At 70.3% G+C, this 13,245-nt stretch carries 14 protein-coding genes and 2 tRNA genes; 2 read left to right on the forward strand and 14 right to left on the reverse strand.

Features of this window, described 5'->3' with window-relative positions:
• Positions 1 to 4 precede the first annotated feature (4 nt).
• The 4 genes from PKE99_RS00930 to PKE99_RS00945 are packed head-to-tail and all read right to left on the reverse strand — an operon-like array spanning position 5 to position 2,905.
• The gene (locus PKE99_RS00930; protein WP_037042129.1) at positions 5 to 691 is read right to left on the reverse strand and encodes a type 1 glutamine amidotransferase; all 687 of its coding nucleotides are present in this window, start codon (positions 689 to 691) and stop codon (positions 5 to 7) included.
• On the reverse strand, positions 688 to 981 hold the full coding sequence (locus tag PKE99_RS00935; RefSeq protein ID WP_037042128.1) for a hypothetical protein: 294 nt from the start codon (positions 979 to 981) through the stop codon (positions 688 to 690). The genes PKE99_RS00930 and PKE99_RS00935 overlap by 4 nt, the downstream gene beginning before the upstream one ends.
• Positions 981 to 1,580, reverse strand: coding sequence for an aromatic-ring-hydroxylating dioxygenase subunit beta (locus PKE99_RS00940; RefSeq protein WP_037042126.1), 600 nt, complete (start codon positions 1,578 to 1,580; stop codon positions 981 to 983). The genes PKE99_RS00935 and PKE99_RS00940 overlap by 1 nt, the downstream gene beginning before the upstream one ends.
• Positions 1,577 to 2,905, reverse strand: coding sequence for an aromatic ring-hydroxylating oxygenase subunit alpha (locus PKE99_RS00945; protein ID WP_037042124.1), 1,329 nt, complete (start codon positions 2,903 to 2,905; stop codon positions 1,577 to 1,579). Before PKE99_RS00945 ends, PKE99_RS00940 begins: the two co-directional genes overlap by 4 nt.
• Before the next feature lie 279 nt (positions 2,906 to 3,184).
• Here PKE99_RS00945 and PKE99_RS00950 point away from each other — a divergent pair, with 279 nt between their 5' ends.
• Positions 3,185 to 3,841: a GntR family transcriptional regulator gene (locus tag PKE99_RS00950; RefSeq protein ID WP_156067308.1), complete on the forward strand. Its 657-nt coding sequence runs from the start codon at positions 3,185 to 3,187 to the stop codon at positions 3,839 to 3,841.
• 625 nt (positions 3,842 to 4,466) lie between these two features.
• Here the strand turns inward: PKE99_RS00950 and PKE99_RS00955 are convergent.
• Complete coding sequence (locus tag PKE99_RS00955; RefSeq protein WP_037042120.1) at positions 4,467 to 5,048, reverse strand: CGNR zinc finger domain-containing protein; 582 nt, start codon at positions 5,046 to 5,048, stop codon at positions 4,467 to 4,469.
• Positions 5,049 to 5,132: 84 nt separating this feature from the next.
• Between PKE99_RS00955 and PKE99_RS00960 the strand changes: the two genes are divergently transcribed.
• On the forward strand, positions 5,133 to 6,305 hold the full coding sequence (locus tag PKE99_RS00960; protein WP_037042118.1) for an epoxide hydrolase family protein: 1,173 nt from the start codon (positions 5,133 to 5,135) through the stop codon (positions 6,303 to 6,305).
• A gap of 65 nt (positions 6,306 to 6,370) precedes the next feature.
• Here the strand turns inward: PKE99_RS00960 and PKE99_RS38780 are convergent, their stop codons facing one another.
• The 9 genes from PKE99_RS38780 to gyrA form a co-directional block, all read right to left on the reverse strand.
• Positions 6,371 to 6,676, reverse strand: coding sequence for an NUDIX hydrolase (locus PKE99_RS38780; protein WP_051736966.1), 306 nt, complete (start codon positions 6,674 to 6,676; stop codon positions 6,371 to 6,373).
• 517 nt (positions 6,677 to 7,193) lie between these two features.
• Entirely contained in the window at positions 7,194 to 8,126 is a 933-nt protein-coding gene (locus PKE99_RS39565; protein ID WP_037042116.1) for a cold-shock protein, read from the reverse strand.
• Between the two features lie 217 nt (positions 8,127 to 8,343).
• Complete coding sequence (locus PKE99_RS00975; RefSeq protein ID WP_231498088.1) at positions 8,344 to 8,508, reverse strand: hypothetical protein; 165 nt, start codon at positions 8,506 to 8,508, stop codon at positions 8,344 to 8,346.
• A gap of 199 nt (positions 8,509 to 8,707) precedes the next feature.
• Positions 8,708 to 8,941, reverse strand: coding sequence for a DUF433 domain-containing protein (locus PKE99_RS00980; protein WP_037042522.1), 234 nt, complete (start codon positions 8,939 to 8,941; stop codon positions 8,708 to 8,710).
• Between the two features lie 225 nt (positions 8,942 to 9,166).
• A tRNA-Ala gene (locus tag PKE99_RS00985) sits at positions 9,167 to 9,242 on the reverse strand.
• Positions 9,243 to 9,284: 42 nt separating this feature from the next.
• Positions 9,285 to 9,392 carry a DLW-39 family protein gene (locus PKE99_RS00990; protein WP_231498087.1) on the reverse strand — a complete coding sequence of 36 codons (108 nt, stop codon included), beginning with the start codon at positions 9,390 to 9,392 and terminating at the stop codon, positions 9,285 to 9,287.
• A gap of 32 nt (positions 9,393 to 9,424) precedes the next feature.
• A tRNA-Ile gene (locus tag PKE99_RS00995) sits at positions 9,425 to 9,498 on the reverse strand.
• Between the two features lie 118 nt (positions 9,499 to 9,616).
• Entirely contained in the window at positions 9,617 to 10,630 is a 1,014-nt protein-coding gene (locus PKE99_RS01000; RefSeq protein ID WP_438865904.1) for a DUF3566 domain-containing protein, read from the reverse strand.
• A 73-nt stretch (positions 10,631 to 10,703) separates the two neighbouring features.
• Complete coding sequence (gyrA, locus tag PKE99_RS01005; RefSeq protein ID WP_081923872.1) at positions 10,704 to 13,220, reverse strand: DNA gyrase subunit A; 2,517 nt, start codon at positions 13,218 to 13,220, stop codon at positions 10,704 to 10,706.
• Positions 13,221 to 13,245 lie beyond the last annotated feature (25 nt).

Raw genomic sequence — 13,245 nt, forward strand, 5'->3', positions numbered from 1 at the left:
CGTGTCAGTGTCGGAAGCGGGCGGTTGCGATGTCGTGGAACCAGCGGTCGAGCAGCGCCCGGGAGTCCCGGGCGCCGCAGGCGAAGTACCGCTCGGCATCGGCGCGCACCGCGGCGACATCGACACCGAACCGTTCGAGCTTCGGACCCTCCACGGCGAGCAGGTCCTGCACCCCGTCCAGGGTCATCTCGGGGTGGAACTGGATCGCGAGTGCCGTCCCGAGCGTCCAGGCCTGCACGTAGCGGTCGGACTCGGCGAGGATCTCGGCCCCGGGCGGCGGCGTCATCGTGTCGGAGTGGAAGGAGAAGTACTCCCCCTCCACCCCGGTCCCGGCGGGGGCCGCGGACCGGACCCGGATGACGCCGGCCTCCAGGCCCGCCTCGCCGGGCCGCGCGCAGCCCCCGAGCGCTCGGGCCAGCACCTGCGAGCCGAGGCAGATCGCGAGCACCGGGAGGCCGGCGTGGACGGCGTCGCGCAGGAAGCGCTCCTCCTCGGCCAGGTACGGATGGTCCTCGTAGGCCGCCTGCGGCCCGCCCAGCGCGACCACGGCGCCGATCTCGTCGAGCGCCGGGAAGGCCTCCCCCCGGTAGGGCCGCACCGTCCGGTAGGCGTGCCCGTGCTCGCGGGCGGTCTCCTCGACGAGCCCCCCGACCGCCTCGTCGACGTGGGTGAGAACGGCGACGGTCGTCATGGCTGCGGCCTCGCTTCGATACCGGTGCCCCACGGGTCCCAGTGGTCGATCCCGGCGAGCGCGCCCATCAGTGCCATCGCCTTACCGCGGTCGACCGCCACCCAGGTGTCGTCCGGGGTGACCTGGTAGGGGGTGAAGTCCCAGAAGGACAGGGTCCGCGCCTGCTCCACCAGCGGCCGGGTGCTGCGGACCTGTCGCTCCAGCCGGGCGAGCCGCCGGTGCAGCAACGCGTTCTCGTGGCGCAACGCGTCGACCTGCGCCCGCAGGGTGGCCGGTTCCTCGTCCCCCATCAGAACACCAGGGTGAGGTTCTCGTGGATCTGGTCGGATTCCAGCAGGTTGACCTGCTTGAGCTTGATCCGCCAACCGTCGCCGGTCCGTCTGAGCACGTGGCCGTACCAGCCGGGATAGGTCTTGGTCACCCCGGCCCGGAGCTCGTGCACCACGAAGGTGGAGCGGATGAGCCGCTCGTCGGTCACCGGGTCGACGGTCGTCTCCACGTTGCCGATCAGCCGCCGCGTCCGGGAGGCCGGGATCTGGCTGAACGCCAGCCCAGTGCGCAGCCAGTAGACGCGATCGGTGAGCCGGCGCCGGTCGTCGAAGGCGTGCGAGACCTCGACGGTCGGGTCCCCGGCGCCCGCGGTCACCGGGACCCAGTACAGGCAGTCGTCGGTGAACTGCTCCAGCCAGTCGTTGAACCGGCCCACGTCCACGAGTCTGGCCTCGCGGGCGAGGAACGACTGCGCCTCGACGATCTCGGCGACACCGGCGTCGGGCCAGTCCTCGCGCAGCAGGGCGGACTGGCGCGCCAGCTCCGCATAGAACCGGTCGTCGACGTGGTAGGACCACGAGGAGGTGTCGGCGTACTCGGCCGGGGTCCGACGGCTCATCGCGCGGTGCCCTCGCTCATCATCTCGAGCCATGCGGCGTAGTAGCGGCGCATGTGCAGTTCGTCGGTCGCGGTGCTGGACACGACGCCGTCCGGGCCCACCTCCTGCCACCCCGGCACGTCCAGCCCGCGGTTCATCAGCACCCACTCGGCCTCGGGCGCGGCCAGTCCACGCTGGACCTCCTCGAAGTTGGCCTGGTCGTCGGGCTCGCCGAAGGCCGGGAAGTCCTCCTGGGTGCGCATCCGCATCGTGTTCACCTCCGGTGGCACTCCGCCGATCGTGGTGGCATGCCAGGTGAGCTGCGTGCGGTCCACCCCGAGCGGCTCGATGACCTGGATCTGGTTCCCGATCACCAACAGGTTGGGGAAGATGCTCAGGTTGATCTGCGAGCCGATGGTCAGGTCCAGCAGCCGGTCGGCGTCGGCGCCGTGTTCGGCCCGGATCTTCTCCTCGAACCACTCCCGGCCGGGCTGCGGGCGCTGGTTGGCCCAGAAGCTGCCCGGGCCGTCGTAGTTCGGCCGCTGGTCGATCACGCTGTGTCCGTTGCCGAGCATGTAGGTCCGCATGGGGCCCTCGTCCGGGGAGCGGCCGAAGTAGGCCATGTCCTTCGCATCGCCCATGCGAGAGGCCATCTCGAGCAGCGACCGGTGGGAGAAGGCGGGGTGGTACCCGTCGCCCGCGTTGTCGTAGGCGAGCTTCCAGTTGCCGCGGTAACCCATCCGGTGCGCGGCACTGCGGACGACGACCTCGCCACCGGGGGCGCGGTCGACCCAGTAGTCGAGCCAGCCGGCCGCCGGGCCCAGCCAGTCCACCACCGACGGGGCGGACTCGTTCAGCGTCCCGAAGACGAAGCCGCGGTAGGACTCCACTCGGGCGACCTTGTGCAGGCCGTGCTCGGACTTGTCGAACGACGGCCCGAAGCCCTTCGGCCACGGGGTCCCGACGAGCTCGCCGGTGTTGCGGAAGGTCCAGCCGTGGTACGGACACTGGAAGCTCTTCGCGGTGCCGGACTCCTCGCGGCACAGCGTGGCGGCCCGGTGGCTGCACCGGTTGAACACCGCGTGCAGGTCGCCCCTGCGGTCCCGCGTGACGATCACCGGGCGCAGACCCATCCGGACGGACCGAAAGGAGTTCGGCTCCGGCAGCTGTGACTCGTGGGCCAGGTAGACCCACGAGCGGCCGCCGAAGACCTTGACCATCTCCTCGTCGAAGATGTGCTGCTCGGTGTAGACGGACCGGTGCACTCGATCCTCGCGCACCAGCGCCGCGTAGTCGGTGCGACCTGGCGCCGGCGCGACGGCCGGCAAGTCGCGGGAAACTGTCATCGCTGCCTCCGCGAGGGGTGTGTGGGGACGGTCGGCGGTGCGCGTCGGGAACGAACGACTACGGATTCGTGTTCCGTGTTTCGTATACGATGAGAGTATGGCGGCTCGCTGTTGATCACGCAAGCACTAGGATCGGTTCGGGTGAGGCGATGCGCTCGACCGGGCACTCCGGCCGAGCCCGCCGCACCCGGAGGACCCGCGCCTGCCGGCCGGCAACGCGCGGGGCTGCGGACGGCGGAACCGCACAGCGGGACCGTGGACAGCGACGGGGAGGTCGGCATGGTGCTCCAGCCCATCGGGCGGGTGGGGACGCCCCTGGCGGACGAGGCCTACCGTCGGATCAGCGAGGCGATGCTGGCCGGGGACCTGCCCCCGGGCTCGCGGCTGGTCATGGACGCGATCGCCGAGCGGCTCGGGATCAGCCGGACCCCGGTGCGGGACGCCCTGCGCCGCCTGGAGCGGGAGGGGCTCGTCGAGCCGACCGGCCGCAAGGGGTACACCGTCCGCGCCATCGCCGCCGCCGATCTGGCCCACCTCTACGACTCCCGTATCGCGGTCGAGGCCTACTCTGCGCGCCGGGTGGCCGAGCTCGGCGAGCCCGCGATCCGCACCATCGAGGCCGTCATCGAGACCGCTGTCGAGAAGGGGGCGGAGACCGCGGCCGAGGCCTACCACCTGAATCGGCTGGTCCATCGGTCCGTCGTCGAGGCCGCCGCGAACCCCATCCTCGTCGAGCTGTTCGACAGCGTGTGGGACCGCGCCAAGGCCCTGCAGATCTTCGAGCAGTTCCACACCTTCGCCCACGACGGGGGAGGCGAGCAGCTCTCCGAGCACTACGATCTCACCGCGGCGATGCGGGTCGGGCCGGATCAGGCCTTCGCAGTGATGGAGCGCCACATCGTCGACGGGTTCGGGGCGCACCGCAACGGGCGCTGACGCCCCGCGTTCGAGGCCGGCGCCGGGAAGCCCCGCCGCCCGAACCCTGTCAGTTCTTGGCGGCGTGGGCCGAGCCCCAGGTGACGTTGCCGCGTCGGTGGTCTCCTGTGCAGTCGCTGGCTCGTCGCCCCGGGCAGCTTTCAGATGCGCTCGGCGAGGATGGCGAGCTGCTGCACGCGGCTGCGTGGCTTCACGATGTCGGCTACGCCCGGAGCTGGCGACGACCGGGTTCCATCCCCTCGACGGGGCTCGGTACCTCGTCAGCGCGGACGTCCTGGAGCGCCTCGTCGGCCTGGTCGCGATGCACTCGTCCGCGGCCGCGGAGGCGGAGCTGTTCGGGGTGGCGGACCAGCTCGCGGAGTTTTCCGACGAGCGGACGCTGACGCGGGATTTCCTGTGGTGGTGCGACAGGACCATCGGCCCGGATGGACAGCGCATGACCTTCGCTGAGCGAATGGACGATGTGCGGGCCGCCACGCCCGGATCACTACGTCACTCAAGCCCTCGACCGCGGAATGGCTGAGCGGGTGGGAGCGGTCGAGCGCGCCGAGGCCTGGATCGCGTCGATAGGGCTGACCGGTCAGATTGAGAAGGGCTCCAGAACTCCCGGAATCCCGCCGATGCGCTAGGTATCGCTCTGCTGTTCTGGGCTATTGCGGTGGCTGGCCCTGAAGCGCGCCTTCTTCTGACGGTTCCCGCACGTGTTCATCTCACACCACCTGCGAGTGCGACTTCGGCTGGTGTCGAAGAAGGCCGCTCGGCAGGTCGGTGAGGCACACAACGCCAATCTTCCGTCGCGCTCGCCCGAGATGATGCTGATCGCGTCTGCGGCGATCACGCCAAGGGCGTCCTCCAGCCCGGACGTCGAGCCGAGCTGCCAGCGGCGCTCGCCCCCCGGTGTCAAGATTGCCGTCGCATGCCCCTGAGCGCTGCGGTCGTTGATGATCTGTACGGCCGACGCCGGGAGTGGGTCCTGGGTCGCGGCGGCGGTCGCGGCGGCGTGGATCGCCTCTCTCAGCTCCCGAGCACGGTCGAGCTGGACGTCGGTGCAGGACTCGACCACGAGGCCGTACACCGCCAACCAGTCGATGAGTCGGCTCGGCGTGGGGATGCGCTCCACGGCTTCGCCCCGGCGCTCCGACAGGGTCCCCGTGAAGCTCGTCGCCAGCACCGCGCCGAGCCGGAACTCGGGAAGCTGCGCGGACATGGAACCAGCATAGCCGGTTGCTCTCCGGTCTTGGCGCCTGCTAGAACCGTCTTTGCTGGTTCCAACGACACTCAGGAGGTCCTCGTGAACCGATCGACCAGTGACGTATGCGTCTTCGACGCCCCTGCGACAGACGCGGACCTTGCCGACCTCCGCGCACGACTGGCCGCCGCACGTCTGCCGGAGCCCGAGACGGTCCAGCGGGGCGCGCGCGGACCCGACCGTTGGCAGCAGGGCGTGCCTCTCGACGACCTGGTCGACGTCGTGGAGTACTGGCGGACCGGCTACGACTGGCGGTCGTTCGAGACACGTCTCGATCAGATCGGCCAGTTCCACACGACCATCGACGGCCTCGGAATCCACTTCCTGCACCGCAGATCCACACGCCCGGACGCCACTCCGCTCATCGTCACGCACGGTTGGCCGGGCAGCGTCGCCGAGTTCGTCGACATCGTGGACGAACTGGCCGACCCGGGGTCCGCGGACGCGCCGGCGTTCCACGTCGTCGTCCCCTCGCTTCCGGGGTTCGGCTACAGCGACAAACCAACCGCCACCGGATGGGGAACGGAGAAGATCGCGGCCACCTGGGTGGAGCTGATGGGGAGACTCGGCTACCACGAGTTCCTCGCCCACGGCGGCGACTGGGGCGGCGTGATCACCACGATCCTCGCCGGCAGGTTCCCGGACCACGTCCTGGGCATCCACACGACGACAGCCCAGGCACCACCCGGGTTGGCGACGGACGGACTGACCGCGACCGAACTCGCATGGACCGAGGAGACCCGCGACTTCTGGCGCCACCGCGCGGCGTACGCGAAGCAACAAGCGACCCGCCCGCAGACCATCGGCTACTCGCTCGTCGACTCACCGGTCGGGCTACTGGCCTGGATCCTCGACAAGTTCGCCGAGTGGACGGACACCGAGGACACCCCGTTCGAGACCATCTCCCGCGACCGGATCCTCGACGACGTCACCCTGTACTGGCTGACACGGACCGGCGCCTCGGCCGCCCGCATCTACTCCGAGAGCCACAACTCGCTCGACCCCGACCTGCGCGTCGACGTCCCCTCCGCTATCAGCGTCTACCCGCGCGACATCGAGAAGTGCCCGCGCCCCTGGGCGCAGGAACGGTACCGACAGATCGTGCGATGGAGGTCGCCCGAGCGCGGAGGACACTTCCCCTCACTGGAGGCTCCCAAACCCTTCGTCAAGGATGTGCAGGCGGGCCTTGCAGCAGTGCTGGCTGCGACTCGATGAGCGAACTGACGAACTGACGCAGTCGAGCGGGCAGCGGCGTGGATCGCCTCGGTGGGGCTGGCCGGTCAGGTGTAGGACGGCTCGGCCCGCTCCTGGGGTCCGTGGTCGATGCGGAGCCGGACGGAGGGGTGAATGTCCAGCTCGTCGAGCTGGGCTGGGTCGACCCAGCGGACTTCGGAGGACTCGTCGCTCATGCGCGGCTCGCCGCTGACGGACTCGCAGAGCTCGATCAGCTGCGGAACGTGTCGACGCGCGTTGCGCAGCGATGCCTCCGGCTCCAACGCCAGGATCCAGGCGAACCGCTCAGGCTGCGCGACGATCGGAGTGGCTTCCAGCGACGAAGCAATCTCGCGACTCTTCGAGTTCGTCAACGTGGTGATCTCAAGCGCGCGGGCGCGCCGGGGTAGTCGATGCGGTAGTCGAGGCTACCGTCCTGACCTGGGAGATCGAGCCGCGAACAAGTCACCTGCTCGATGCATTCGAGGCAGAGCCGCGCGAACTACTCGTCGCCGCTCTCCGCGCTCGCCGACATGTCCGCCTCCTCTGCATATCCGGGCAGACTGCGATCCCCGGCTGGCCTCACTCACCACCGGTGTGGCACGTGTGCGGCACGACCTCCGCCAAGGACGTCCCAGCGGGGGTCGTTTTGCCTGGTGGAGACGAGGGGAATCGAACCCCTAACCCCCGCCTTGCAAAGGAAACCAGCGATGTGAGCTGCATTGCATTCTGCAGGTCAGCGGGGCATCGCCGTTGCATGGGCTGTCCTGAGTGATGTGAGACGGCGGTGGTTCATTGCCATCGTCAGTGCCATTTCGTCCATAATGGACATTCGGGGATGAACGAGCACTCTCGTCGGGAAGTGATCAGCCATCGGTGGGGCCCGCCCCTTCAGAGGCGTTCGACGCGGTCCGCCTGCGGGCCCCGGTCGCTCTGACGCACCGCGTACCGGACCCGGTCACCCTTCTGCAGCGGCTCCGACCCCAGGACCACGGACACGTGGGCGAAGAGATCGTCGCCGCCTGCGTCCGGGGTGATGAAGCCGAAGCCGCGGTCGCCGTCGTAGCGCGCGACGACGCCCTCGCCGCCTCGCACGGGCACGTCCCGCGCCGCCGGCCCTCCGGGTGCCGACCGCTGCGGCGCCGTCCGGGGTTCCCGGACCAGGTGCACGTCGCGGGCCTGCGGACCCTTGTCCCCACTGGCCACCTCGTAGGCGACGCGGTCGCCCTCCGCGAGCCACGTCAGCCCCTCGGCCAGACCCCGGGCGTGAACGAAGACGTCCCCGGCGCCGGAGTCGGGGTTGATGAAGCCGAAGCCCTTGTCCTCGTCGTACCAGGCAACCGTGCCGTCGGCACCGTCCGCGATGCCGCCCGCAGCGGATGGGCCGGCCACCGCTCCCAGCGGGATCACATGCTCGGCCTGCGGGCCGCGCTCGCCTTCGACGATCAGGAAGGCCACCCGCTGCCCCTCGGTGACCACGCCGCCGGTCACGATGGCGGAGCTGTGCACGAAGATGTCGGCGCCGCCGCCGTCCGGCGATACGAAGCCGTACCCCTTGCCCGGCTCGTACCAGTTGACGGTGCCGAGCAGGCCCACGGCGCTGCCGGTGGCCGCATCGGCGGTGACGCGAACGCGCAGCGCCTGGGGCCCGCGGTCGTTCTCGCCGACCTCGAACACGACGGCCTGACCCTCGCGGAGCACCTTCGCGCCGCCGTCCCCGACGATCTCGGAGGCGTGCACGAACACGTCCGGCGAGCCGTCCTCGGGCGCGAGGAAGCCGAAACCCCGGTCGGCGTCGAACCAACGGACGGTCCCCTGCGGCATCAAAGGCTCCAAGTCGAGACGGCGGGCACTGCCCCCCAGTCTCTCTGACAGACCTCGCGTCCGTCGGGCCGGGCCCACAGGCGGGCGGTGCAGAGCCAGGGGGCGGGGCGTTGGTCCACCTCGTGCCTCGTCGCAGGAGGTTGACGTCGTAACCCTCGAGGACTGTCGTGAGCGTCGCGAGGTCGACGTGCCGCTCCGGCTGCCCGGCAGCCCGGTGTCACGAGGAGCGGTCCGGACCGTCCTCGCGCGGGCGGTGCAGGACGAGCGCTTCCGGCCCGATCGCGACGAACGCGACCTCGTCCAGCGCAGCGACGATCGCGTCGAGGTTCGCGGCGAACGACGCCAACAGCGCCGCGTTGGTGATGTTGCCGGTCGCGACCAACGAGTAGCCGGCGGGGCGACCCGGACAGCAGATGTCCGTCTCGGAAGTCGCGGTCCTTCGTGACGACCACCCAGAGCGGCGATCTGCGCGTCCGTCGTCCGGTTACCGTCCGGCAGATCGGTCGTGTGCAGCGCTTGGTGGCCGGCGTCGGCCAAGGCCCGCGCCAGTCGCGCAGGCAGCTGCGCGTCGACGAGGAACCTCACGCGGCGCCGAGCGGGACCACCCGACGGCGACCTGACGCCAACGCGCCGAACTCCAAAGCCGCGAGCAGATCGTCACGTTCGAGGTCGGGGTAGTCCTCGAGCACCTCGTCGATGCTCATGCCTGCCGACAACAGTTCGAGCAGGCTCTCGACGGTGTAGCGCAGACCCCGCACCGTCGGCTGGCCGTGGCACACCGCCGGATCCGAGGTGATGCGGTCCAGACGCGTCATGAGCACAGCGTACCGACGCGAAGGGGCCGGTACCGAGCTGATCCAGCTGGGCTGGCGCCCAGGCTGCACTCCGACGGCACCATTCCGGGCTGGGCACCTGTGGAAGGTCCGACCTCTACGAGCACACCGACCGGCCACAAGCAGGGTAGGAGGACACCGTTCCCGTCGAGTCAGTGCCAGATGATCATTATGTGATCTTGCAGCAGGCGTCACTGCAGTTCAGAGTGGTGGAGACGAGGGGAATCGAACCCCTAACCCCCGCCTTGCAAAGGCGGTGCTCTGCCAATTGAGCTACGTCCCCGTGGGGCCCACGCTACCGCGTGCGGCCCGCGGTGCGGGCGTCCTACTTCGTGGCCTCGTGCCAGGGGTCCTCGGCGGGACGGCTCTTGACCTTGAGGAGGACCAGGATCGCGGCGCCGGCTGCGGCGACGAGAGCGAGGATCTTCTTCACGTCGATCACCTTCGGAGCCGGTGCCAGAGGAGTGGGCCTAGCTGGATTTGAACCAGCGACCTCATCGTTATCAGCGATGCGCTCTAACCAACTGAGCTATAGGCCCCTGCGGCAGGAACGACTGTACATGAGCCCCCGCAGGCCTCCCGCACCGGCCCCTCGAACCGGGGCGGGAGGCGAACCCGCAGGTCGGCGGCCCGTCTGGGGCCGCCGCGGGGCGGACCTCAGTCGCGCTCGGAGAGCGTGACCTCGATCCCACCGACGAGGTCGGCGGAGACGTTGTAGACGAACGCGCCCACGGTGAGGGCCACCGCGAACAGCAGGCTGTTGATCGCGCCGATGATCGCCGCGAAGCCGAAGACGCTGCCGGCGCTGATGAGCGAGCCGCCGCCGCTCTCGCCGCCGCCGGAGACCAGGTCGGCGTAGGTGCCGTTGAGCCGGTCCCAGACGCCCATGCCGTCGAGCACGCCGTACAGCACACCGACCGCCACGAGCCAGATGAAGAACAGCACCACGGCGAGGACCAGCGCCAGCTTCAGCACCGACCACGGGTCGAACCGCTTGACCTGCAGCAGCGCCTGCCGCGGCGCCCGGCCGGCCACGTTCGGCACCTCGGCGTGCACCTCGGCCTGGGACCCGCCCGGGAGGGTCGCGGGCCCGGCCGCGGCAGCGGCACCCGCGGCCCCCTCGGCGCCGGGCGACCCGCTCCGGTCGATGTAGGCCGTGGGCGCCTCGCTGAGCAGCGAGTCCACCGCGGGCGAGCGCTGCGGGGCCGGACGGGGCGTGCGCACCGTCTCCGCGCCCTCCGCGCCCTCCTCGCCCTGCGCCCGCCGCCACGGCGGAGGCGTCGGCACCGTGCCCGGGTGGACCTCCTGGGTCTCCCCCGCCGCCGCGGCCTCGGACCCCGCCGCGGCGGAACCCGATGCGGCCGCGGGGCGCGGGCTCGGCACCGGCCGCGCCGAGGCGCCGTCGGCACTCGCCGGCTCGGCCGCGGTGGCGGCGGCCGATCCGGACCCATTGGACGACCCGTTGGTAGAGGTCGCGGAACCCACGGCCCCGTTCCCGGCCGGCCCCGCCTCCGCGGCCGCGGGCGTGGTCCGGTCCTCGGCCGTGTCGGCCTCGACCGGCGCCGCCGCGGCCCCGTCGGCGGGCAGCTGGGGCGAGTCGGGGCTGTCCGTGGCGACCCGCCCCTCGTCCTTGGCGCCCGGCGGCGTCGCAGGCTCTTCGTTCTCGCTCACGAGGTGGAGCACTCCTCGTCGGTCGGCGTGCAGGACATCGTGCGGGACAGCGGGGTCACCCGGTGGGCCGGCCTCAGCCGGTCACCTCGGTGGCGTCCGCATCGTCCTCCGCGTTGCGCGCGACCGCCAGCAGCGTGGCGTTCTCGCCGAGGTTCATGAGGCGCACCCCCTTCGTCTGCCGGCCGGCCTTCCGCACCTCGCGGGCCGAGGTCCGGATGACACCGCCGGTCGACGTGATCGCGTACAGCTCGTCGTCGATCCCGACGATGAGCGCGCCGACCAGCGTGCCACGGCGGCGGTCGTACTGGAGGGTCAACACTCCCTTGCCGCCGCGTCCCTGGACCGGGTAGTCCTCGATCGGGGTGCGCTTCGCGTACCCGCCCGCGGTGGCGACCAGGACGAAGCGGTCCGGCACGACCACGCCGATCGACAGCAGCCGGTCGCCGTCGTTGAAGCGCATGCCCAGCACACCGGACGTGGCCCGGCCCATCGGGCGCAGCACCTCGTCGCTGGCCGTGAACCGGATCGACTGGCCCTCGGCGGAGACGAGCAGCAGGTCGTCGTCCGCGGCGCAGAGCACCGCACCGATCAGCTCGTCCTCGTCCCGCAGGTTGATGCCGATCAGGCCGCCCGAGCGGTTGGAGTCGAAGTCCTCGAGGCGGGACTTCTTCACCAGGCCGTTTCTCGTCGCGAGGACGAGATACGGCGCGGCCTGGTAGTCCTTGATCTGCATGACCTGGGCGATGTGCTCGTCCGGCTGGAAGGCCAACAGGTTGGCGACGTGCTGGCCGCGGGCGTTGCGGTTCGCCTCGGGGAGCTCGTAGGCCTTGAGCCGGTACACGCGGCCCTTGTTCGTGAAGAACAGGATCCAGTCGTGCGTGGAGCACACGAAGAAGTGGGCGACGATGTCGTCCTGCTTCAGCGTGGCGCCCTGCACGCCCTTGCCGCCGCGCTTCTGCGCGCGGTACAGGTCCGTCTTGGTGCGCTTCGCGTAGCCGGTCTCGGTGATCGTGACGACCACGTCCTCGACGGCGATGAGGTCCTCGTTGGTGACGTCGCCGTCGTCGGCGACGAGGCGGGTGCGCCGCTCGTCGCCGTGCTTGTCGACGATCTCCATGAGCTCGTCGCGGACGATCTGCCGCTGCCGCTCGGGCCGGGCGAGGATGTCCTCGTAGTCGGCGATCTCGAGCTCGATCTCGGCCAGCTCGTCGACGATCTTCTGCCGCTCCAGGGCGGCCAGGCGGCGCAGCTGCATGTCCAGGATCGCCTGGGCCTGGACCTCGTCGACCTCGAGCAGGTCGATGAGGCCCTGCCGGGCGACGTCGACCGTCTCCGACGCCCGGATCAGCGCGATGACCTCGTCGAGCGCGTCGAGCGCCTTGACCAGACCACGCAGGATGTGGGCCCGCTCCTCGGCCTTGCGCAGCCGGTAGCGGGTGCGCCGGACGATGACCTCGATCTGGTGCCGGATGTAGTTCCGGACGACCTGGTCCAGCCGCAGCGTGCGGGGCACGCCGTCGACGATCGCCAGCATGTTGACGCCGAAGCTGTACTGCAGCTGGCTGTGCTTGTAGAGGTTGTTCAGCACGACCTTGGCCACGGCGTCGCGCTTCAGTGTGAAGACGATCCGCATGCCGACGCGGTCGGAGGACTCGTCGTTGATCTCGGAGATCCCGGTGAGCTTGCCGTCCCGGATCATCGAGGCGATCGACTCGACGAGGTTGTCCGGGTTGACCTGGTACGGCAGCTCGGTGACGACGAGGGTGGTGCGCCCCTTGGCGTCCTCCTCGACCTCGACGACCGCGCGCATCCGCACCGAGCCGCGGCCGGTGCGGTAGGCGGACTCGATGCCGTCCCGCCCCACGATCAGGCCGGCCGTCGGGAAGTCCGGGCCCTTGATGCGGGCCATGAGCGCCTCGAGGAGCTCCTCGTCCGACGCCTCGTGGTTGTCCAGCGCCCAGACGACGCCCTCGCCCACCTCGCGCAGGTTGTGCGGCGGGATGTTCGTGGCCATGCCGACGGCGATGCCGACGGAGCCGTTGATCAGCAGGTTGGGCACCCGCGACGGCAGGACGACGGGCTCCTGCGTCTTGCCGTCGTAGTTGTCGATCAGGTCGACGGTGTCCTCGTTGATGTCCTGCAACATCGCGAGGGCGAGCGGCGAGAGGCGGCACTCCGTGTACCGCATGGCCGCCGCGGGGTCGTTGCCCCGGGAGCCGAAGTTGCCCTGCCCGTCGATCAGCGGGTAGCGCATCGACCACGGCTGCGCGAGCCGGACCAGCGCGTCGTAGATCGCCGAGTCGCCGTGCGGGTGGTAGTTACCCATCACCTCGCCGACGACGCGGGCGCACTTGACGTAGGAGCGGTCCGGCCGGAAGCCGTTCTCCCCCATCGAGTAGAGGACGCGCCGGTGCACCGGCTTGAGGCCGTCCTCGACCAGCGGCAGCGCGCGCCCCACGATCACGCTCATCGCGTAGTCGATGTACGAGCGCTGCATCTCGTGCTGGATGTCGACCGGCTCGATCCGGTCGCCACCGCCGCCGTCGGCGGGCCCGGTCGGTGGGAGCGTGGGGTCCAGGGTGTCGGTCATCGTCCTTCTCTCACGTGCGATCCGT

The sequence above is a fragment of the Pseudonocardia halophobica genome (assembly GCF_027922425.1).
GTDB classification, from domain to species: Bacteria; Actinomycetota; Actinomycetes; order Mycobacteriales; family Pseudonocardiaceae; genus Pseudonocardia; species Pseudonocardia halophobica.

Coding starts and splice junctions, on each gene's coding strand:
- PKE99_RS00930 (WP_037042129.1), bottom strand. CDS start 691: ATGACGACCGTCGCCGTTCTCACCCACGTCGACGAGGCGGTCGGGGGG.
- PKE99_RS00935 (WP_037042128.1), bottom strand. CDS start 981: ATGGGGGACGAGGAACCGGCCACCCTGCGGGCGCAGGTCGACGCGTTG.
- PKE99_RS00940 (WP_037042126.1), bottom strand. CDS start 1,580: ATGAGCCGTCGGACCCCGGCCGAGTACGCCGACACCTCCTCGTGGTCC.
- PKE99_RS00945 (WP_037042124.1), bottom strand. CDS start 2,905: ATGACAGTTTCCCGCGACTTGCCGGCCGTCGCGCCGGCGCCAGGTCGC.
- PKE99_RS00950 (WP_156067308.1), top strand. CDS start 3,185: ATGGTGCTCCAGCCCATCGGGCGGGTGGGGACGCCCCTGGCGGACGAG.
- PKE99_RS00955 (WP_037042120.1), bottom strand. CDS start 5,048: ATGTCCGCGCAGCTTCCCGAGTTCCGGCTCGGCGCGGTGCTGGCGACG.
- PKE99_RS39565 (WP_037042116.1), bottom strand. CDS start 8,126: ATGCCGCAGGGGACCGTCCGTTGGTTCGACGCCGACCGGGGTTTCGGC.
- PKE99_RS00980 (WP_037042522.1), bottom strand. CDS start 8,941: ATGACGCGTCTGGACCGCATCACCTCGGATCCGGCGGTGTGCCACGGC.
- gyrA (WP_081923872.1), bottom strand. CDS start 13,220: ATGACCGACACCCTGGACCCCACGCTCCCACCGACCGGGCCCGCCGAC.